Origin of the sequence: Aliiroseovarius crassostreae, from assembly GCF_001307765.1 — a bacterium.
Taxonomy (GTDB): Bacteria; Pseudomonadota; Alphaproteobacteria; order Rhodobacterales; family Rhodobacteraceae; genus Aliiroseovarius; species Aliiroseovarius crassostreae.
The window spans coordinates 1-21577 of the sequence record NZ_LKBA01000003.1 but is presented as its reverse complement, the minus strand read 5'-3'; the positions used below and the strand labels follow the sequence as shown (position 1 = coordinate 21577).

The 21577-nt window shown below is 55.8% G+C and carries 17 protein-coding genes and 2 pseudogenes; 10 read left to right on the top strand and 9 right to left on the bottom strand.

Features of this window, described 5'->3' with window-relative positions; all coding sequences use genetic code 11:
* Positions 1–248: 248 nt before the first annotated feature.
* The 5 genes and pseudogenes from AKJ29_RS02060 (at position 249) to AKJ29_RS02035 (ending at position 11133) form a co-directional block, all read left to right on the top strand.
* Positions 249–1007 carry an IS6 family transposase gene (locus AKJ29_RS02060; protein WP_055187164.1) on the top strand — a complete coding sequence of 253 codons (759 nt, stop codon included), beginning with the start codon at positions 249–251 and terminating at the stop codon, positions 1005–1007.
* 52 nt (positions 1008–1059) lie between these two features.
* A pseudogene (locus AKJ29_RS02055) lies at positions 1060–3288 on the top strand (Tn3 family transposase); the annotation flags it as partial.
* 627 nt (positions 3289–3915) lie between these two features.
* Positions 3916–4881: a hypothetical protein gene (locus AKJ29_RS02050; protein ID WP_139231505.1), complete on the top strand. Its 966-nt coding sequence runs from the start codon at positions 3916–3918 to the stop codon at positions 4879–4881.
* Between the two features lie 1221 nt (positions 4882–6102).
* On the top strand, positions 6103–10617 hold the full coding sequence (locus AKJ29_RS02040; RefSeq protein ID WP_161805361.1) for a calcium-binding protein: 4515 nt from the start codon (positions 6103–6105) through the stop codon (positions 10615–10617).
* Between the two features lie 6 nt (positions 10618–10623).
* Positions 10624–11133, top strand: a complete 510-nt coding sequence (locus tag AKJ29_RS02035; RefSeq protein WP_055187528.1) for a toxin-activating lysine-acyltransferase — start codon at positions 10624–10626, stop codon at positions 11131–11133.
* An 80-nt stretch (positions 11134–11213) separates the two neighbouring features.
* Here the strand turns inward: AKJ29_RS02035 and AKJ29_RS02030 are convergent, their stop codons facing one another.
* Positions 11214–11786 carry a recombinase family protein gene (locus tag AKJ29_RS02030; RefSeq protein WP_055187527.1) on the bottom strand — a complete coding sequence of 191 codons (573 nt, stop codon included), beginning with the start codon at positions 11784–11786 and terminating at the stop codon, positions 11214–11216.
* The gene (locus tag AKJ29_RS02025; RefSeq protein WP_055187544.1) at positions 11783–12088 is read right to left on the bottom strand and encodes an NIPSNAP family protein; all 306 of its coding nucleotides are present in this window, start codon (positions 12086–12088) and stop codon (positions 11783–11785) included. Before AKJ29_RS02025 ends, AKJ29_RS02030 begins: the two co-directional genes overlap by 4 nt.
* A gap of 143 nt (positions 12089–12231) precedes the next feature.
* Here AKJ29_RS02025 and AKJ29_RS02020 point away from each other — a divergent pair, with 143 nt between their 5' ends.
* Positions 12232–15120, top strand: coding sequence for a Tn3 family transposase (locus AKJ29_RS02020; RefSeq protein WP_235477240.1), 2889 nt, complete (start codon positions 12232–12234; stop codon positions 15118–15120).
* Positions 15121–15202: 82 nt separating this feature from the next.
* Positions 15203–15796, top strand: coding sequence for a tyrosine-type recombinase/integrase (locus tag AKJ29_RS02015; protein ID WP_055187525.1), 594 nt, complete (start codon positions 15203–15205; stop codon positions 15794–15796).
* Here AKJ29_RS02015 and AKJ29_RS18540 read toward each other — a convergent pair.
* Positions 15754–16488 carry a Hint domain-containing protein gene (locus AKJ29_RS18540; RefSeq protein WP_152972422.1) on the bottom strand — a complete coding sequence of 245 codons (735 nt, stop codon included), beginning with the start codon at positions 16486–16488 and terminating at the stop codon, positions 15754–15756. The two genes, AKJ29_RS02015 and AKJ29_RS18540, sit on opposite strands and share 43 nt — an antisense overlap.
* Positions 16489–16612: 124 nt before the next feature.
* Complete coding sequence (locus AKJ29_RS02010; protein WP_055187164.1) at positions 16613–17371, bottom strand: IS6 family transposase; 759 nt, start codon at positions 17369–17371, stop codon at positions 16613–16615.
* Between AKJ29_RS02010 and AKJ29_RS02005 the strand changes: the two genes are divergently transcribed.
* Positions 17370–17825: a hypothetical protein gene (locus tag AKJ29_RS02005; protein WP_055187524.1), complete on the top strand. Its 456-nt coding sequence runs from the start codon at positions 17370–17372 to the stop codon at positions 17823–17825. The genes AKJ29_RS02010 and AKJ29_RS02005 overlap by 2 nt on opposite strands.
* A 51-nt stretch (positions 17826–17876) precedes the next feature.
* Positions 17877–18224 carry a hypothetical protein gene (locus AKJ29_RS19140; RefSeq protein WP_139231529.1) on the top strand — a complete coding sequence of 116 codons (348 nt, stop codon included), beginning with the start codon at positions 17877–17879 and terminating at the stop codon, positions 18222–18224.
* Between the two features lie 42 nt (positions 18225–18266).
* Here AKJ29_RS19140 and AKJ29_RS02000 read toward each other — a convergent pair whose 3' ends face one another.
* The 4 genes from AKJ29_RS02000 to AKJ29_RS01980 all read right to left on the bottom strand — a co-directional run bounded on the left by AKJ29_RS02000 (position 18267) and on the right by AKJ29_RS01980 (position 20128).
* The gene (locus tag AKJ29_RS02000; RefSeq protein ID WP_055187523.1) at positions 18267–18635 is read right to left on the bottom strand and encodes a MerR family transcriptional regulator; all 369 of its coding nucleotides are present in this window, start codon (positions 18633–18635) and stop codon (positions 18267–18269) included.
* Between the two features lie 467 nt (positions 18636–19102).
* On the bottom strand, positions 19103–19498 hold the full coding sequence (locus AKJ29_RS01990) for a type II toxin-antitoxin system death-on-curing family toxin (RefSeq protein WP_055187521.1): 396 nt from the start codon (positions 19496–19498) through the stop codon (positions 19103–19105).
* Entirely contained in the window at positions 19495–19731 is a 237-nt protein-coding gene (locus AKJ29_RS01985) for a type II toxin-antitoxin system Phd/YefM family antitoxin (RefSeq protein ID WP_055187543.1), read from the bottom strand. The genes AKJ29_RS01990 and AKJ29_RS01985 overlap by 4 nt, the downstream gene beginning before the upstream one ends.
* Positions 19732–19783: 52 nt before the next feature.
* Complete coding sequence (locus AKJ29_RS01980) at positions 19784–20128, bottom strand: hypothetical protein (RefSeq protein ID WP_055187520.1); 345 nt, start codon at positions 20126–20128, stop codon at positions 19784–19786.
* A gap of 324 nt (positions 20129–20452) precedes the next feature.
* Between AKJ29_RS01980 and AKJ29_RS01975 the strand changes: the two genes are divergently transcribed.
* Positions 20453–20734: an antitoxin Xre/MbcA/ParS toxin-binding domain-containing protein gene (locus AKJ29_RS01975; protein WP_055187519.1), complete on the top strand. Its 282-nt coding sequence runs from the start codon at positions 20453–20455 to the stop codon at positions 20732–20734.
* A 317-nt stretch (positions 20735–21051) separates the two neighbouring features.
* On the opposite strand, the pseudogene AKJ29_RS01970 reads toward AKJ29_RS01975, so the two are convergent.
* A pseudogene (locus tag AKJ29_RS01970) lies at positions 21052–21450 on the bottom strand (recombinase family protein); the annotation flags it as partial.
* Between the last annotated feature and the right edge of the window lie 127 nt (positions 21451–21577).

The following is a 21577-nucleotide window of genomic DNA, read 5'->3' as shown; positions in this document are numbered from 1 at the left end:
GTGACGGACGCCTTTAAGTTCTACCTTGAGGAAAAAGCCCTTCCTCTTCAGGAGCACCGAAAAAAACAGGTGCAGCGATTTGCCCGTGCCGAGAAGAACTTGACGTTTGTGCTGGGCGGGGATCGGGCGCTTTCTGCGATTACCCGAACGGATGCCCGAGCGTGGAGGGACATGAGAGAAAAGGGCTCTGTTGCAAACTTCTCCGTGCGGCCCCATTTTTAAGTTTCGCCAGGCAGGAGGGATGCTCCATGAGTGATTTCAAAGGACGGCATTTCAGCGGTGAGGTCGTGCTTTGGGCGGTGCGATGGTATTGCCGCTACGGGATCAGTTATCGCGATCTTGAGACGATGATGGCGGAGCGCGGCGTTCGGGTTGATCATTCGACCATTTACCGCTGGGTGCAACGATATGCCCCGGACATGGAACGGCGGATGCGCTGGCAGTGGCGGCGGCCGATGTCGGATAGCTGGCGCGTTGACGAGACGTATATCAAGGTGCGCGGCAAGTGGACATATCTGTACCGGGCGGTCGATAAGCTGGGCAACACGATCGACTTTTATTTGTCCTCGACACGCAATGCCAAAGCCGCCAAATGCTTTCTGGGCAAGGCTATTCGTGCCTGCAAAGGTTGGGAAAAACCGTCCAAAATCAACACCGACAAGGCTGGATGCTACACCCAGGCGATCCGCGAATTGAAGAAAGAGGGTAAGTGCCCAAAGGACGTCGAACACCGCCAGGTCAAGTATCTGAACAACGTCATCGAGGCCGATCACGGTAAGCTCAAGCAGCTGATCAAGCCGGTCCGGGGCTTCAAAACGATGAAAACCGCCTACGCCACGATCAAGGGATTTGAAGTGATGCGCGCATTGCGAAAAGGCCAGGGCCGCGCCTTCAACCTGACCCGCGATCCCATCGGCGAAAAACGCATGATCGAACGCGCCTTCGGTGTCGGACCATGTGTTATGTCAGAGACCATGACCTGGCTCGAACAGCAACTCGCAGCCTGACTCCGTCCAGCGAGAGGGTCATTGCGGCTCAATAAAATGTTTGCAACAGAGCCTCCTCGACCGGTTGGAATTCCTGCAGGAGATGAACCTGTCGTCTGACATCCTCGCAGGGGTTCCACCCCATCGGGTGACCCGCCTGCAACGTCAGGGTGAACGCTATTTTGCCGATGGCCTGCGCGACATCAGCAGTGATCGCCGCCTGGCCATCCTCGCGGTTTGCGCGGTCGCATGGCGTGCGGCGCTTGCCGATGCGGTGATCGAGACCCACGACCGGATCGTGGGCAAGACATGGCAGGGTGGCAAGAAGTTGTGCGATGCCAAGATCGCTGACGTAAAGACGGCGGTGCAGGACACCCTGCGCGCCTTCAAATCCCTTGGAGCCGCCTTGCTCGACGCCAGAAGCGATGGCGCGCCCTTGGATCAGGCGACGGAACTGGCCTGCGGGTGGGAACGGCTTGAAGCGTTGGTGGCCACAGCCGCCGAGTTGACCGACACGATGTCCGCTGACCCCTTGGCGCATGTTGGCCAAGGCTATCACCGGTTCCGGCGCTATGCCCCGCGCATGCTGCGCGCGTTGGATATCCAGGCGGCGGGCGTCACAGCGCCCTTACTGCAGGCCAGCACGCTGATCGCGGGTGATGAGAGGCCCGAGACACCACCGGTTGGCTTCCTGCGGCGCGGCTCCAAATGGCAGCGCCATCTGAATGCCCAGGAGAAAGATGGCCACCGGCTCTGGGAAGTGGCGGTGTTGTTCCATCTGCGGGAAGCGTTCCGATCCGGCGATATCTGGGTGCCTCATTCCCGACGCTACAGCGATCTGAAACAGGCTTTGGTTCCCGCTGAGGCGGTGACGGACATACCAAGACTGGCCGTGCCGCTCGATCCGGAAGCCTGGCTTGCCGACCGTAAGGCACGCATGACCGACGGCCTGGCGCGTCTGGCCAAGGCAGCGCGTACCGGGGCCATCCCCGGCGGCTCGATCGAGAACGGCATCCTGAAACTCGACCGCCTGAGCGCAGCGGTGCCCGAAGAGGCGGACGAACTGGTGCTCGATCTCTACGACCGGCTACCCGCCATACGGATCACCGAGCTGATGCAGGAGGTCGATGCGGATATCGGCTTCACGGAAACCTTCATCAGTGCGCAAACCGGCGCGCCCTGCAAAGACCAGATCGGCATGCTGACGGTGCTCCTGGCTGAGGGCCTGAACCTCGGGCTCAGCAAGATGGCCGAGGCGACCAATACCCATGATTACTTCCAGCTTTCCCGTCTGTCGCGATGGCATGTGGAGAGCGACGCCATCAACCAGGCCCTTGCCATGGTGATCGAGGCGCAATCCCGGCTGCCGATGGCCAGGTTTTGGGGTGGTGGCGTGACCGCTTCCAGCGACGGGCAATTCTTCCCCGCCGCCCGGCAGGGGGAAGCCATGAACCTCATCAACGCGAAATACGGCTCCGAGCCGGGCCTCAAGGCCTACACCCATGTCTCCGACCAGTTCGGCCCCTTCGCCACCCAGAACATTCCGGCCACCGTGAGCGAAGCGCCCTACATCCTAGACGGGCTGTTGATGAACGAGGCCGGGCGGAAGATCACAGAGCAGTATGCCGACACCGGCGGCTTCACTGATCACGTCTTTGCCGTGACGTCGCTGCTCGGGTTCCGGTTCATCCCGCGTATCCGCGACCTGCCATCCCGACGGCTATACCTCTTCGACCCGGCGTCAGCGCCAAACGAATTGCGCAGCCTGATCGGCGGCAAGATCCGCGAGGGCCTTGTCGTCCAGAACTGGCCCGGCGTGCTGCGGTCTGCTGCCACCATGGTGACGGGCGTCATGCCGCCCAGTCAGCTACTCAAGAAGTTCGCCGCCTATCCGCGCCAGCACGAGCTGGCCCTGGCGCTCCGCGAAATCGGCCGCGTCGAGCGCACCCTCTTCATTACCGAATGGCTCCTCGACGCGGACATGCAGCGGCGGGCCCAGATTGGCCTGAACAAGGGTGAGGCGCATCACGCCCTGAAAAACGCCCTGCGCATCGGGCGACAGGGTGAAATCCGGGATCGCACCGCCGAAGGGCAGCACTACCGCATGGCCGGTCTCAATCTGCTCGCCGCCATCATCATCTACTGGAACACCAAGCAGCTCGGTCAGGCCGTCGCCGCGCGGCAGCGGGCCGGGTTGAATTGCGACCCCGCTCTGCTCGCGCATATCTCGCCGCTCGGATGGGCTCACATCCTGCTCACCGGCGAATACCGGTGGCGGCAAAAGTCAGCGGCAAGGTTGTGAAGTAATCACCCCTATTTCTTGCCACCTTCACAGCCATCAAACGGGCGCACCACGCTCATCGCCATAACGAAGGCGACCATAGGGCTCAAATTGAAGGGATGTAGGGGGCGTCAGGGCCTTGTGATACGATCCTGCCCCCTACCGGAATCTACCCCATATGGCCTGGTCGCAGGTCAGATTTTAAAACTGGAAGCCGCCCCGAAAGGTCAACCTGCAGCATACGCTTTGGTTCGTCATGTCAGGTCGACATCGCGCAGATTAAGGACGCGAACCGTGTAGGCGAATCCCCTTCACGGAGATCGGGGACTTTTAAAAAGAGATCCGCCAAAGGTTGTGGTGAATTTATCTGCTTGGTAAATAATCCTATAACAAATTGATATGTTGAAGAAATATAATTTCAACAAATGGTTGACGAAAGGTTGATCCCTTCAATACCCTCCAAAGTGGATTGGTTTGTGTAGGTATCGCTGGATATCGGCAGTTGTCATCCAAAGTGACCAGCGTACGAGTGAGGCGAGACTTGAACTAATGATAATCATTGCAAAGCGATGGTCTGCCTTTTCCATTGGGGGCTTTTACAGTGCGGTTTCAAACGGACTTTGCCGTAGGATATCTGCAGCTGTAGTCGTGTTTACCATGACCCTGCCTGCCATTGCTGGTGCAGATGAAGATATTCCCGGAACAGCTTCAAGAAGCTACCAAAGTGCTGTTCAGTTATGGCTGGATGGATCCGATAATCTGGAGGCGCTTCGTCAACTGTCGAGCCTCGCCAATAAGGGAAACACAGCTGCTCAGATTCTTCTCGCAAGAATAGGCAGCCATGCCCACCTAATCGGACCTGTCACGGAAAACTTGCCAAGAAATGAACGTGTAGCATTGTTACGACAGCCAGGAGGATTGTCAGGCAGGAGTTGGCTTGAAGCAGCTGCTGAGATCAGCCCTCTTGCGCACGCGATGCTTGACAGCGCAGATCGCGAAACGCGCGCGGACGCCATTGCGCCACTTTTCAAAGCGGGTGAGTTCGCGCTTGCAACACGTGCATTTGCAGCCCTCTTTAACAGTGGCCAAGGGAACCTCGCAGTAGAGATTGTCAACAGTAGTGTTATTCTGCCACCAGAGGCCGCTTTCTTTTTGGCCCGTATGGTTCGGGGTGGACAGGTTGGTGCTGCGGCATATTCAGGTTCGGCACTTATACCCAGAAGCGCTGATGGATTTCCTACACCACTTGCGATGACATGGGCTCCGGTAGCGCCGCGAGATCTGCTGGAGGATCCAGGGCAACGAGGCGCTGCTATCGAGTACAGCATGCACGTGCCAGCTTTCTTGCCTTTGGTTGATCTTTGCCGAGAACGTTGTCCGAATGAGGTCGCGGAATGCTCGGCGGCAGGAGCGGCAGAGCTTTGGTCGGCGGACGTCATGCCTTTCGCAAGCCCATCTCAGGCGCTCATTCCGGACAATATCTACTGGGTCTCTGGTCGAATTCAACAGGATGTACTTCAACGCCTAAGCCATGGTGGCGGTAGAACAGACTGGAGCTACTATGAGCCGATCAGCGCGTGTTTTGCGTCAATGATGAGAGGGCGAGAAGAATGAGCATGAAAAACAGAAAGGCAATTCGGAAACGGACAAGAATGTCAAAGATAAAAGATGCCTTGGCGGTGCTGTGTATATTGACATTCCTATGGCTAGTTTTCTTTGGCAACCTTTTGGAAAGAGAGCCGAACCTCCAAACGATTGGGGTTTTTGTTGTGTGCGCTGTTTCGTTTGCCACTTTGTTTTTCTTGAGGCTCTTAAGTTTCTTGGTTTTTTTGAGGGGTAAATAGAATGGGTAACAAAGATAGCGGAAACATTTCGTTTGGAACTGATGGACATGAATTGGGTGGCGTTTACACGCATGATGTCACAACGCCCTCTGGTTGGAGTAGCATAGGGGTTGATGCCGAAATCACGACTACGACGGGACACGCGCAACCGAGTTTTACGGGTAGTTTGTTTGACATTAAGGCCGGACCTGTCTCGTTTGAAGTAACCCGATCTTTAGACGAGGACTCCTCAGAAATCTCAGTTCAAGGAACAGTGTTTGGATATGGTAGCCAGATCACCGCCACCACAAACAGTGAAACGGGTGACACCGTTTTGTCAGATGGATGGGTGACTGACCCTAGCCTTTCGATGGGATTAGGCGCTACCGTAGCGGGCCATGGAGTATCGTATGAGATCAGCGGAACTACCTCGGATGGCTCGGTTGTAGTTACTGAGCAGATGGTCTTTGGACGAGGGCACAGATTTGATGTTGGTACCTATTCTTTGGGTGACACATCCCCGAACGATCCGACCGGTGTTGGTTCCGGGTATGCAGTACAATCTCCCGGCAGCGCCCGTGTTCCAGGGTATGGCGGACGCGTTGATGATGGGCGTGGGTTGCGCGCCGGAGATGAACTGAATAGCCTTAGCGCTCTTGCAGAAATAGCGGCTCAAAGTGGCCAAGTTTATGGTCCAACATCTTCTGACGGCAACCACAGCTTTGGCGACGGCGACAGCTCGAACGACAACGGCTGGCGGGGAGGCAGCTCGGATACGTATGGTTCAGGCGGTGGCGCGACGTCTACGGTAGGCACGGGCTCTGGTGGGAACGGCACCTCGGAAAACCATTCCGTTGGATCACCAACTGGCTATGATTCGCGCGGCGTAAATGATCTGGACGGCCCCGAAGCTGGCGGAGCTGGAGGTGGATTTTCTAGCGGTGGTTCGGGAGGAAATTCGAGCGGTTCGGATGTCTCACCCACACCAAACCCGCATACCCGGCCCATCATCTTGGACCTTGACGGAGATGGTGTTGATGTAAGTTTCGGGAACAGCGTGTCCTATGACATGGATGGCGACGGGTTCCGGGAACAAACTGCCTGGGCAGCCCCGAATGACGGGTTGCTGGTAATCGATTTGGACGCAGATGGCACAATCTCTGAGGCCGGTGGGGATGGTGATATCAGCCAAGCTCAAGAAGTGGTATTCGCCTCTTGGGCGGCTGAGGGATCCACAGACCTGCAGGCATTGGCTGAAGCTACGGATGCGGATGGCAACCTGATCTTTGATAGCAATGGTGATGGTGTTCTGGACGCCAATGACGATGTCTGGTCGTCGATGAAGGTGTTCCAGGACCTCGACCAGGATGGCGAGGTGGATGAGGGGGAGCTGAAGACCCTTGATGATTGGGGCATCAGTCAGATCAACTTGAGTTATGATGACGGCTCAGGCTTTGAAGAGACAGATGACAATGTCACGGTCTTTGGCAACACGCTGCACGGGCTTGCGAGCTTCGTGATGAATGGCGAAATTGTGACAGGCGGCGTGGGCGATGTCTCACTGGCCTATAATGAGTTTGGCTGGCGTCAGGTGAAAACCGCCACAGGTTACACCGTCGAGTTTGAAAGCGGCGAAGCCTGGGCGTTCTGGGATTCAGAGGGTCAGACGGACGCGGATGTGGACCTCGCAGCCGGTGACTATACCGGGGCCTATGGGGACGAACGCAACAATGTTCTGAACGCCGATGCCGCAACTTCTGCTGTTGTGGTCGACGGCGGGGCAGGCTCGGACACCATCATCGGGGGGGCAGGGGGCGATCTGCTGTCAGGCGGCACGGGCGCAGATGTGATCCACGCCGGGGCTGGCAATGACGTGGTCTTTGCCGATGCTGAAGACGGTGTGGCTGCTGGCAATATCCAGGGCGGCGAGGGCTACGACCAGCTCAACATGGCAGTAGATGCCGCGCTCAACATTACAGACCTGAGCGCGATTGGCTTTGAAGCAGTTGAGGCCGGGAACGAGGCCGACAGTATCACGGGTCTCGATGATGAGACCAACTATTACCTCTCCGGCAACGGGGGTGCGGATACGCTGACCACGGCGGGTGGCAATGATATCCTGATCGGTGGGGAGGGTAATGACAGCCTGAGCGCCGGTGCTGGCTCTGACCGTCTCTTTGGCGGCGCGGGTAACGACACGCTGGACGGTGGCGATGACGCGGACTTCCTGGCCGGTGGGGCAGGGAACGACACGCTTCTGGGCGGCGGCGGGAATGACCGCTACTACTATCAGCGCGGCGATGGGCATGACCTGATCCACGATGTGGCCACGGGAACCTACCACGAGCGCGAGACCTATGAAGAACAGGTCAAATACGGCTCTGGCAAGAATGCCCGCTATGTGAACGAGCTGCGCACCGGGCTGGTGGAGCGCACCGGCCAGATTGACGGCGGCATTGACACGCTTGAGTTCGGCTACGGGATTAGCGTGGAAGATGTGCTGTTCTCCATGGACGGCGACAATGCGGTTATCGCGTTCCGCAATCGTGATCTCGCAGACACGGAGACCGATGAGAGCGATACGGTATCGGAAGACGACAGCGTGACGATCCAGGACTGGTCGAACCAGCAAAGCCGGATTGAGCAGTTTGCCTTTGCCAGCGGCGTGGTGATCAACACAAGCCAAATCCTGCATGGCCAGACGGGTCATGGGGAGGCCAATGCGTTCACGGGCACGGAAGAGGGTGACTGGCTCAATTCCGGTGGGGGCGATGATACGCTGGAAGGCAACGGTGGCAGTGATGTGCTGATTGCTGGTGATGGCGCGGACAGCCTCGATGGCGGGGAAGGCCGCGACCTTCTCTTCGCCGGTGACGGCGATGACACGGCCTCAGGTGGCGACGGCGACGACTATATCCTGGGTGGCAACGGCAACGACACGCTGAATGGCAATGATGGCGATGACGTGCTCTCGGGTGATGCCGGAGACGATGTCATCAATGGTGGTGCCGGGAACGACATCCTTCTTGGCGGCGCGGGCGCGGATACGCTGAACGGCGGGGCGGGCGACGACACCTATATCTACTTCTGGGGTGACGGTCGTGATGTGATCCATGACTATGCCGATGAAATGCAGGACGTGCAGGAAGCCACGGGCAACATGATCTACCAGCGCTCGGGTAAATCGGGACGCTACGTCGAAGAGATGCGTACCGTGCAACGGGCTGTGCAAATCGATGGCGGCTGGGACACGCTGCAGTTCGGCTATTCGGTTGGGATCGAGGATGTGTTCTTCGATCTCCAGGGCGAGGACCTTGTCATGGGTATCCGCCAGCTCGATGCGGACGGCAATGAACTCACGCTTGATCAGATGGACGACGTGGTCACGGTCCAGGACTGGGGTAATGAGATGTCCCGCGTGGAAGAGCTGCGATTTGGCGATGGGCTCGCGATCGACATCTCTGAGTTTGGTTCGTTCCAGTCAGGCTATGACGCCGATGACAGCTTCACAGGTACGGACCAGGGTGATCTTCTTTCTGGCGGCGGCGGGGCGGACACGCTCGACGGCGCTGAGGGCGATGATGTGCTCGTTGGCGGTGACGGGGCGGACAGTCTGACCGGTGGCGAAGGCCAAGACGACCTTTTCGGGGGCGATGGCGATGACACGCTGCAAGGCGGAGCCGGGAAGGACTACCTCAACGGCGGGGACGGAGACGATGTGCTCGAAGGCGGTGCGGGCGATGACGTCCTGACCGGCGGGCTGGGTGACGATATCCTGCGCGGTGGCCTTGGCAATGACGTCTACATCTTCAACCGGGGAGATGGTCACGACTTGATTGATGAGAGCGCCTTCAGCGTCACCGATGGGGGTGTGACCAACACAGAATACGGTGCCGATGACTTCGCCATGGAGACGCAGACGGCCTATACCGGCGGCAAGAACAGCCATGCCTATGAGGTCAATGTCTGGGTCAGCGATAGCCGCACCGGGGCCAGCATTGATGCCCTGGAAGGCGGGGATGACGTTTTGCAGTTTGGCAACTGGATCGATATCGGTGATCTGATTGTCAATACGGATGGCACCGGGGCGACCTCTAACCTGGTGATTGAGCTGGAGCCGGTCACGGCGGATGGCGAGATCGAAGACAGTGTCACCATCGAGAACTGGGGCACGCCGGAGTTTCGGGTGGAGACGATCCGCTTTGCCAATGGCTTTGTGCTGGATGTAAGCAGTATCGGATATGCGACTACAGGCGACGAAACGGACAACACCATCACGGTTGATACCTCCACGCTCGCCGCAGGCGAAGGGGCCTGGCTTGCAGGCGGTGCGGGCGCTGACACGATTACCGGCACCGCTGCGGACGATATCCTTGTGGGTGGCACGGATGCTGACCGTCTGGAAGGCGGTGCGGGCAATGATACCTATGTGATTGAGCGCGGCGATGGCGCGGACCGGGTTCTGGACAGTGGCAGCTCGGCTGTTGGCTCGTCCTATAACCCAGGCGGAGATGCTCTGCTCTTTGGGGCAGGGATTACCATCGAAGACCTGATCCTGCAGCGTGACGGCGATGACATGCGTGTCTATGTTGCCGACCAGGACGATTTGAGTATTCCACTCACGGAGATCAGCGACAACGTCACCATTGAGAACTGGAGCAACACCCAGAATCGGGTTGAGCTCTTGCAGTTTACCAACGGGCTCGACTTTGATGTCTCGGAGATTGAGAACACCTATCTGGGCGCGGATGTGACCGGCGACAGTGTTCTGGAAACACCGGTCAACGACACGCTGAACGGCTCGGCCTCCGCAGACTGGATTGACGGCTTTGCCGGTGACGATGTCCTGAACGGGCTTGGCGGAGATGACTTCATCTTCGGTCGGGATGGCGAAGACAGCCTGAACGGCGGCGGGGGTGACGACATCCTGGCCGGGGGCAAGGACAATGATCTGATCTCTGGCGGCACTGGCAATGACGTGATGACCGGCGGGGCCGATGATGACATCCTGAATGGCGATGCTGGTAACGACGTGATGATGGGGGGCACCGGCAACGATATCCTGAATGGCGGCGCGGGCAATGACCTTCTCGTGGGTGATCTTGGCAATGACACGATCATCGCAAGCGGGGGCCAGGACCAGATCCGCTTCGGGTTCGGGGATGGCAATGATATCTATCAGGGCAACACGAGCTTTGCGGGTACGGATGTCTTTGTCTTCGAGGATGATATCCAGACCGACGACATCTGGTTCGAGCGGCTCGACAATGATCTGGTGGTGCGCCTGCACGGGGCGGATGACACCTTCACCTTCGAGAACTGGTACCACGGGGACAACCCGAGCGCTCATATCCAGGGCTTTGCCGCTGGCGGCGAATGGCTCTCCTATACTGAGGTCAACGCCCTTGTTGAGGCGATGGAGCCGCATGTGGCCGATCTCAACGATGGGACCACGGCTTATGGCCTGCTGCCTGGGGAAACCCCTGACAGCGTGCTGACGGCTATTGATGACGCCTGGATGCTGTAAGACAAGATGGCGAGTGAAAAAGAAAAAGGAGCTGCACAAAGCGGCTCCCTTCCCTCATCGGCTGTTCTGGGCGAGATGGTCTGGCTTTATTCGATGTCAGAGTTGCACCGCACCTGGCCGATGGGTTCAATCCATCAATGGCTCTTGCCTGCGCTCATGCACAAGCAGTACCGCATCTACCACAAAGGCAAGAAGCCTGTGGGCCTGATCACCTGGGCGCGGATGTCCAAAGAGGTAGAAACGGCCTATGTGCGCAACACGAAGAGCCTGCAGCCCAAAGATTGGAATAGTGGGGGTCGGCTCTGGGGGCTTGATCTGATCGCGCCCTTTGGGGATGGCAAGCGCATCATCCAGGACCTCAGGACCAATGTGTTCCCGAATGAAGTCGGCCGCTTCCTGCGGGTCCGCAAGGGCGATGACACCATGCGCATCATGTATGTTCATGGCGTAAAGGCCATCGACAAGGCCAGAGACCACAAACAAAACCCAACCGTCGATCTGGGGGTAGTGCAATGAGCGAAGAAACTGCCGCACCGTCACGCCGTTGGTGGGGTCTGTTCCGGCTGGGGGCAGAATGACACCATTAGGCCGCCTGGCTAGGGCTGCGGTGTTTCCTTGATCAATCTGTAAGCTGTTGATCTTGCGATGCCGAGCTGTTTTGCGGCTTGTCCGGCGGTCATTCCGGCCTGAACGAGGTTTTGCAGGGCCAAGACGGTTTCGGCTTCGAGGGGCGGTCTACCGGGTTTTCGGCCCTGGGCTCTGGCAGCCTCGATTCCGTCTTTTGTGCGTTCTGAGATGAGGCGGCGTTCAAAGTGGGCGATGGCCCCAAAGACATGGAATATCAGTTCACCGGCGGCAGATGTGGTGTCGATCCGTTCTTCGAGGCTGATTAGCCCGATATTTTGGGTTTTCAAATTATCGACGGTTTCCAGAAGTTCTTTGAGGGAGCGCCCGAGCCTGTCCAGCCGGATGATGGCTAGGCTGTCACCGGGGCGGGCATGATCGATCAAAGCCGACAAACCCGGGCGCTCGAACTGCTTGCCGGACACAACATCCTCAAACACACGGATGGCCCCGGCTTCTTTAAGGCGCGTGGTCTGACCAGAAAGGTCTTGATCTTGGGTCGAGACCCGCGCGTATCCGAGGATGTCGCCCGCGCGCGGTGTCATATTTCCAGTGGTCTTAGAAATTGGCGATCATATCGCCTGATACTGTTCATTTTTTCTGCAAACTCGAACGCCTTTTGGCATTCAGGGTCGTTCTTGCTGGCAGTGCGATACTCTTCATATGCGGCCAGTGAAGGAAATGAGAACAGTGTGACGGCGAGATCGTTGGCGCTTTCATGGGGCAGATAATACCCGTGATGCGTACCGCCGTGCTTCTCCACGAGAGGGACCCACATGCGAGCATATTCTTCAAACTCGTCAATTTTGTCCGGGTTCAGTTCGTATCTAACATAACAGGTGATCATAGCGTGTCTTTTAACCGTTCGTTTTTGGCCTAACTGGCCCGAGGCTGTGAAATCGGACAAATTCTGGAACATTTGTGAACAAGGGTTGTCTTCTGAAGGGTTCTCCCTGAAGTTTCGGCGCGAACTACGCGGTGGAGGCTACTGTGACAGCGAGTATTGCGGAAGATTGGGGCCTGTCCTTTTCTGATCTGATGTTTCTTGCGGATCAGCCCGCAGATATTCGGCTGGAAGCAGGCCTTCAGCTTTGTCATTTGCAGAGAACAGGGCGATTTGTTGAAGACTGGTCACGCGTTCCAGCCGAAGTGGTTTCTTATGTCGCCGGTCAAGTAGAACAGCCCGCAGATGTTCCTACCAGTATGTTTGACGATCGCAGGTCGCGGCGCTATCGGATACGTGTTGGTGAGCACTTGGGGTTCTCGCGGCCCAGACAAGGTAATTTGGTAGAGTTCGAGACCTGGCTGCTTACGGATGTTGTTCAGCGGGGCGGTTCTGTTTCAGAGATGACCGAGTTGGGGTGTCACTGGTTTCTTGATCTCAAGCTGGTTTCGCCGTCGGAACAAGCCCTTGAGCGTATTGTACGTTCTGTGCGTCAACGATTTCTGGAAAGTTACCTCACATCGGTCGCTGTGCGGTTGTCAGCGCCAGCAGCCGTTGAACTGGAAGCAAGCCTTGCAGACCCGCGCGGGAAAAGTGGATTTCAACGACTGAAGGGTGACGTTGGCGCGGCGACACTGGATAATGTTCTGGATGCGGCGCATCGGCTGACTTTCATTCAGAAGCTTGATTTGCCCAGTGATGCGATCGGTGAAATTGACCAATCCTGGGTCAATATGTTGGCGCGCCGGACCGAGGGAGAAACCGCATCCGAGATGCGCCGGCATGGTCGGGAAAAGCGCCTTGGTTTGTTGGCTGTGTATCTGATGACCAGAAGAGCGGAGTTACTCGACGGTTTGGTGGACTTGCTGCTTCAGATTGTCCATCGCATCGGCACACGGTCCAAACGCAAGGTCATCGGCAAGATTGCGGCCGATATCGAGAAGGTGCATGGGAAAGAACGGTTGTTGGTTGATATTGCCACAGCAGCCATGATGGCTCCGAATGGCCGTGTTGCCGAAGTTATCTTCCCGGTTGCCGGGGCAGCGAAGCTGAAAGCCATCATTGATGAGCACAAGGCCAAAGGCACACTTGATGTTCGGATTCAGACTGTCATGCGTGGGTCCTATGCTAGCCACTATCGCCGAATGCTGCCATCCTTGCTGTCTGTCCTGAAGTTCCGGTCAAACAATGAGGTTTGGCGGCCGATCCTGGATGCTTTGTCTTTGATTGTCCGCCTGAATGAAGAAGGCCGGCGCTATGTTCCGGCTTCTCTGGCGCCGGAAGGCTCTATTCCGCGCAAATGGCGTGCCACCGTTATGGATAACCGGGGACGCCTGAATGTTATTTCATTTGAGCTATGTATTTTGACGCAATTGCGGGAGCGCATCAGGGCCAAAGAGATTTGGGTCGCGGGTGCAGATCGCTACCGCAATCCGGACGACGACCTGCCGAAGGATTTTCCTGAACGGCGCAACGCCTACTATGCTGGCCTGAACCTCACCCAGGATGCTCGCGCCTTTTCTAACTCGGTACGTGAGCAACTTGAGCAGGAGCTACGCCAGTTGAACGCGACGCTGCCTGACAACGACAAGGTTCGATTGCGCTGGTCGGGTGAGAACCGGATCTGCATTACGCCCTTCGATCCCGCATCAGAGCCGAAAGGTCTGGCGGGCCTTAAAGCCGAGGTTGGGCGGCGTTGGCCAATGACCGGCCTGCTCGATACGATGAAAGAAACGGCGCTGGACACGGGCTTTCTGGATGTTTTTGAGACCTCAGCTACTCGCGAGGCACTGTCACCGGAGGTGCGGGATCAACGTCTGCTGCTATCTTTGTATGGACTGGGCACAAATGCGGGCTTGAAACGCGTTGCTGCAGGCACGCCGAGTGTCAGTCATGATGAATTGCTGCATATCCGGCGGCGCTACATTGATCCGGCTTCGCTGCGTGCGGCTTGCAGCCGGGTCGCGGATGCGACGCTGGCTATTCGCAATCCCACCATCTGGGGTGAAGCCGGAACAGCGTGTGCATCAGATTCCACCAAGTTTGGGGCCTGGGACCGAAACCTGATGACGGAATGGCATGCCCGCTATGGTGGCCGCGGCGTGATGATTTACTGGCATGTCGAACGCCAGGCCACATGTATCTATTCTCAGCTAAAGCGATGCTCGTCCTCCGAGGTAGCTTCTATGATCGAAGGCGTCTTGCGTCATTGCACGGATATGGAGCTCCAACGTCAGTATGTCGATAGTCACGGCCAGAGCGCCATTGGCTTTGCTTTCTGCCATCTCCTGGGCTTTGAGCTGGCACCGCGTCTGAAGGCAATTGCAAGCCAGAAACTTGCCGTGCCGAGTGCGGGCATGCGGGCTCAGTTGCCTAACCTCCTTCCGATCCTGTCCAGTACGATCGACTGGGCCGAGATTGAGCGGCAATATGATGAGATGGTCAAATACGCCGCAGCTATGCAGCACGGCACGGCTGATCCCGAAGCCATCTTGCGGCGGTTCGCCCGTGCCGATGTCATGCACCCGACCTACAAGGCGCTTGCTGAGTTGGGCCGGGCGATCAAAACAATCTTCCTGTGTCGTTATCTGCGCTCTGAGGCGTTCCGCCGGGAAATCCATGAAGGATTGAACGTGGTCGAAAACTGGAACAGCGCAAACGGTTTTGTCTTCTTTGGCAAAGGTGGCGAAATCTCCAGCAACCGGATTGCGGATCAAGAGATCTCGGCACATGCCTTGCACCTGCTTCAGGCATCACTGGTTTATGTGAATACGCGCATGGTGCAATCGGTCCTGTCCGAACCGAACTGGATCAACCGGTTGTCTGAGCGGGATCTGCAAGGGTTGTCCCCACTCTTCTATCTTCACATCAATCCATACGGTCGGTTTGATGTGGATCTGGGCAAGCGGATCGACTACGGAAAGATGGCTGCATAGAACTCTTTACAAAGAGCGTGAACTGTAAAAAGTGTGCAGATAAGCTCGCCAATAAAACAAGGGCAACGAAAGGCTACAGAAAATGCCGCCCAACCGGCAAAATGTAAAGAGTGGTGCGAGTTCTCACCCGGCGGACGCTCATGAGCGTGGCCGGGACTTTCTGGGAGAAGCGGAAATCAACCGGCTGCTGAAAGCTGCCAAACGGGGCCGCCATGGTACTCGGGATCATCTCTTGCTGTTGTTTATGTTCCGGCACGGGCTGCGTGTTTCCGAAGCGATTGCCCTTCGCAACTCCGATGTGGACCTTGACCAAGCGCGGCTCTGGATATCGCGCCTCAAGAATGGGCTCAGTGTCGAGCAGCCCATTGCGGGAGATGAATTGCGAGCGATCCGCCGCTGGTTGGCGTTGCGAGAGGATGCACTTCCTTGGTTATTCGTATCGGAACGCAAACAGCCCCTGACACGTCAGGCTGTGAACTATATTGTTGCTCGTGCCGGACAACAGGCCAAGCTGGGACATGTCCACCCCCATATGCTGCGTCACTCCTGCGGATTTGCTTTGGCCAACAAAGGGTATGATCTACGCCTGATTCAGGATTATCTCGGGCATCGGGACCCACGACACACCGCACATTACACCCGCACGGCTGCTGGCCGGTTCGAGGGGTTGTGGTGAAGAGGGTATGGCCCAGTTAGAAAATGCAGATTCGCACGCAACACCCTTACCTCGTGTGGTTTCAGTACAGGGAGCACCGTCTCGGCAAAAGGCCCGTCCAGATCTCGTAGTTCTGGAAAAAGCTCAAAAAGTTCGCGTTTTGTCGCGCGGCCCATAGCGTCTAGCGAAGTATCACCTGGAAAAAAAGACTCGGACCACACGCCCTCGACCTGAACCAGTTCATGTTGGTCAAACAGGATATGAATGTATTCAACTTCACGGTCCGGGGAATATTGAGTAATTGTATCTCCATTCAAAAGACCTTTGGCAGGGGCAAGCATTAGAGCTTCGGAAAAATACAATTGCATAGCTGGTGAAGAAACGGCAATTCGGTGTTGTGGTGACACCACCAGATCTCGTGACGGGCATTGTTCCGAAAAGCTGTCTGCACGTATGCAAATTGGGCAAAGATGCGGGCTCTTTCGCAAGTCATCAACCGTTAAGTGCCGCCTTCCGATCCAACGAACGGGACGGGCCGTGCCATCGGCTACGGATACTAGATCGCCACGGTTCAAGGTCTCAATCTTTTGAGCCCCAGAGGGCGTCAGAATCATCGAACCCGCTGTAAAGCAAACAAAGGACGGCAGTGTATCATAGTCTGTTGGAGGTGCAGTGATAATGCTGTTGTTCGTGTTCGCGATTGTATCGCCCACACCCACTGTCCCAGAAGTGACAATGATGTACTGAGGATTGGAAAACTGGACCAGCGTAAATGTGACGGGAGGGCTCTGTTGCAAACATTTTATTGAGCCGCAATGACCCTCTCGCTGGACGGAGTCAGGCTGCGAGTTGCTGTTCGAGCCAGGTCATGGTCTCTGACATAACACATGGTCCGACACCGAAGGCGCGTTCGATCATGCGTTTTTCGCCGATGGGATCGCGGGTCAGGTTGAAGGCGCGGCCCTGGCCTTTTCGCAATGCGCGCATCACTTCAAATCCCTTGATCGTGGCGTAGGCGGTTTTCATCGTTTTGAAGCCCCGGACCGGCTTGATCAGCTGCTTGAGCTTACCGTGATCGGCCTCGATGACGTTGTTCAGATACTTGACCTGGCGGTGTTCGACGTCCTTTGGGCACTTACCCTCTTTCTTCAATTCGCGGATCGCCTGGGTGTAGCATCCAGCCTTGTCGGTGTTGATTTTGGACGGTTTTTCCCAACCTTTGCAGGCACGAATAGCCTTGCCCAGAAAGCATTTGGCGGCTTTGGCATTGCGTGTCGAGGACAAATAAAAGTCGATCGTGTTGCCCAGCTTATCGACCGCCCGGTACAGATATGTCCACTTGCCGCGCACCTTGATATACGTCTCGTCAACGCGCCAGCTATCCGACATCGGCCGCCGCCACTGCCAGCGCATCCGCCGTTCCATGTCCGGGGCATATCGTTGCACCCAGCGGTAAATGGTCGAATGATCAACCCGAACGCCGCGCTCCGCCATCATCGTCTCAAGATCGCGATAACTGATCCCGTAGCGGCAATACCATCGCACCGCCCAAAGCACGACCTCACCGCTGAAATGCCGTCCTTTGAAATCACTCATGGAGCATCCCTCCTGCCTGGCGAAACTTAAAAATGGGGCCGCACGGAGAAGTTTGCAACAGAGCCCCATCAAGCAAATCAACGATGATCCGCTAGGAGCTGGCTTCTCGGTCGAATACACGCCGATCCGCAAGGGCCGCTTCTATCATGAGATAGTTTTCCAGCTCACCAAAACCGCCAAACGGATTCAAACGGATCGCCTGATCCAGAAAAACGCCGGCGACGCCCGCAAGATCAAAGCCGCCAAAGAGCGCGGCCGCCCTGCCCTGCTGGATACCGACATTGAACGCGCCGCACAGGAAACCCGCTATTATCTCGACATGGAAGAGGTGCAGCGCCAGTTCTGGGCGCATTGGGAAAGCACGGGCAAGCCAGAATTTAAGAAGGGCGTAGCGCAAGCCTTCATGGGCTTCACCAAGCGAAAATATGGTCAGGTGAAGCACGGAAAATCATAGACTTCTCAGATTGAAACCTTATAAAAATCCACAAATGGAGATTGACAACAAATGAAGAAAAAATTCGCGATTCTTACGATTTTAGCCCTCTTTTCGGTTTCGGCCTGCGCAACGGTAAGCAGCTATGAAAATATCAATGGGCAAAGCGTTGCAGTCGGCCAAACATCGAGCGGAGACACCATTAAGAGGTTTCCTTACCTAAATGGTACTAGCCTAACTGTCCGCTACAACAACTCACAAGCAGTCGTCACTCATGTGATTGAACACCCTGCATCAGATGCACAAATGCGTTCATTTGTCTCTCAAGCATCGGGATGCCGACCTCAAGCAATGCTCAACCAGTTTAATCAATCTGCTCAGGGCGGGATTACTATCACAACCTATTCCATAAGCTGCTAAATAACTGTTTTGATCCCGTTAGCAGGCTCCGTGTAGAAAACCTCACCCCATCAAACGCGCCCAAAACCCCTTCTTCTTGGTGCTCTGATCTTCAATCAGGGCCGTGATCTTCTGGGCTTGTTCTTTCCAGCTATCACGGTCGGCCTTGGTATCGTCCAACATCTCGCGCAACAGTTCAACTTCGCGCTCTAACGCACTGGTTTCAATAGGGGTTTCACCCCCTAACGATGGTGGGGTTGCGTCAGTATCATTTGAAACGGCAGGCCAGACACGAAAAAGCTCTGCCGCGTCGATGATCCACCCTCCCCCGTCACGGGGTTTTGCCGTTAACTTGCCCTTTTTTATGGCTCTTGTGATGGTCGGGACGCTTTTCCCAACCTTCTTTGCTGCCTGTGATGCTGAGAGTTCCATGCTGTAAACCTACCCCTTTCATGTCCTAACTTTTTTAGTTTCTGAAAGGGTAACACGTTTACACCACCCAATAAAGACAGGGCCTTACGCTATCCACAGGATCACCTTACTTGATCAATCTGATGTGAGTGATGTCGGTTGCGATTAGGGGCGAAAATTTGCATTTATCGGATGATCTCAATTAGTCTCCTCGCCTCACTTTCCGCTGATGTGGCGTCTGCATAGATACCTTGCGGTCGCAGCGATGCCCATCCTTCCGCATAAATCCGCCCATCTTCATCCGAAGACTGATAATAGTATTGTTCGGCAATGGAAAAATTGCCGTCTTGGCGCTCCACAACCACATATCGCCGCTGAGGATGCGCACTCAGCGGATTTGTGAACGATAATGATATGACCTCATTCATGTGATCGACCAAAACCTCTTGTACAGTGTGTCTTGCATTTCATTATCTCAGGTTTTCGTCCTATCCATGACTGCTCCCCGAGTGCTGTCGAAAATGTGCTGCCGCTTGGTCACGGGTGATTTTACCCTGAGCGAGCTGCTCCATCATCTCCGCATGTTCAACGCCTTTGGCGGGTTGTAGCTGGAACCCGTTCTGCTCAAGAAAATCAACAGCCACGTAAAATGCCGTGCGCTTGTTTCCATCCACAAAGGCATGGTTGCGGGAAATTGCCTCGGCATAGCTGGCGGCAAGTTGGAATGTATCCGTTTCCCCATAGGCATGCTGGTTCTGTGGCCGTGCAAGGGCTGATTCAAGCAAAGCAGCGTCACGCAAACCATGCGAGCCGCCGCCCATCTCGATCACGGCATCATGGATGAACTCGACTTGCTGGCGCGTCACCCATTTGGGCTCCGTCATCTGTTCGCCAGTTCCATGATGGTATTGCGATGGCGGTCAAGGCCGCGCGTGATACGCTCCTTGTCACTGTCGCTGATACCCTCTGTTACCCCTGTTAAACGGCGGTATTCGTCCGCTGACAAAAGCACGAGGCGGTCACGCTGATGGCTTGTGATGATCACGGGTTCGCTCATCGCGGCATCGCTGAACGCACCAATGTTGTTCTTAAATTCTGTTGCTGTAACGCGGGTCATGGTGGCCCCCTTTCTTACCACCATTATATGGCTAAAATATCCATTTTGTCCATTAATTTTTGTATTCTATACCGCCAGCTTCTTCGAAGCGGTCTATCCACTTCTCTGCTAACTCTTCTGATATTCCAAGGTTTTTGGAGAACTTACGAGTCAATGAAAATCGCGTTCTATTGGGATGGATGCTCTTCAGAAGAGTTAAATGACGCAGACGGGCCATCTCAAACTGATTGAAGAACGCTGCCATTCCTTCGATAGGAAACTCCAGATGATGCGCCAGCGCTTTTCGTATGAACATTTCTTCATGCCCATCTTCCTCTAATCGACGGCAGTACGCAAAGGCACTTTCGCCCACATCGGGGGGTATTTTCTCGTAATCTGTAAAGTCATCTTCGGTCATAATGGCCCTCTTTTTGAATCTGGATCACAACGCGGCGAGAATCCTATCTGCTGCGATCCATGTCACGCCGTGGGGCAGGGGGCTTCTTCACCTCTGCCGATCGTTCAGCCTTCTTTCCCCAAGGGGAAGCAGGGCGCTACGCAGAAGCTGCCAGCAATCCAAGATTTATCCTCGGCATCATTTTTGTTTGGAGCTTCAGTTTAGTAGCAATCTTCATTGGCATCTTGGCAAATGACAAGTTACGCTCAACGCCAGAGTAGCTACCTCAATGGTTGGCGGTGGTTACGGAAGAACAATTTTCCCACGCATATTAGGGAATAATACTTGACCGAGATCGAAATCCTAGCACGAGACTACCCTGGGGATGATGCTTGGCAAAGGTTCGTCTCCGCCTATGACAGCCCGCAGCAAGAAGATTTGCCAAAACTATCTTTGGACATTGATATCTTGCAGGTGACTACCAATTACTTTGGCAATTCACAAAAAGCTGAAGACTGGTTGCAAAAAGAACTTCCCCCGCTTGGCGGAGCTTCGGTAGTTGAGGTTTTTGGCGACGAAGTTAGCGGCAGGAACATAGTTCGGCACTTGTTGATGCGACTACCCTAACTTCAATGCCAACACCGCCGTTTTGCTCTAGCTCGCCTCTGGACAGGGGCAACGCGTCAGTGTCGGCACACCTTCACCCGCTTATTCAGCACCACCCAGAACCTGCAATCAAAAGGCGCTGCGCTGCTCCTTTTGACAGCAGAACCATGGGCAGTGCGGAAACGCTCTTGTAAAGGCGATCCGACGGACAGGCACTTGACCAAATACAGGGCGTTGAAAGCTGGTAGTATTGAATAGAACGGTCAATCAAGCGCTTTGATGATCCGATGAAAGTCTTGGTATCTGGGGTAGATTCCGGCTGGGTGCAGGATAGTACGTTAAGCCCCCAATACACGTCTGCCGTAGTCGCGTAGATTGCCGTTGGGATCGACGTATCGGTAGAGGGTGACAGGCTTCACGCCGAGTTCCTTACACAGCTCAGAAACGGATGTGTCCCTGTTGGCCATTGCTGCTTGGGCCATTCGGACTTGGGCTTTGGTGAGGGCGAATTTGCGACCACCTTTCCGGCCTCGCGCGCGTGCTGCCTGAAGACCGGCCATGGTGCGTTCCCGGATCAGTTCGCTTTCGAATTCGGCCAACGCGGCAAAAATACCAAACGACAGGCGGCCAGCTGCAGTTGTCGTGTCGATCTGTGCGCCCTGTCCTGTGAGCACCTTTAGACCGACACGGCGTTCTGACAGCATGGTTGTCGTTTTCACAAGGTGGTTCAGGCTTCGGCCGGCTCTGTTGCAAACATTTTATTGAGCCGCAATGACCCTCTCGCTGGACGGAGTCAGGCTGCGAGTTGCTGTTCGAGCCAGGTCATGGTCTCTGACATAACACATGGTCCGACACCGAAGGCGC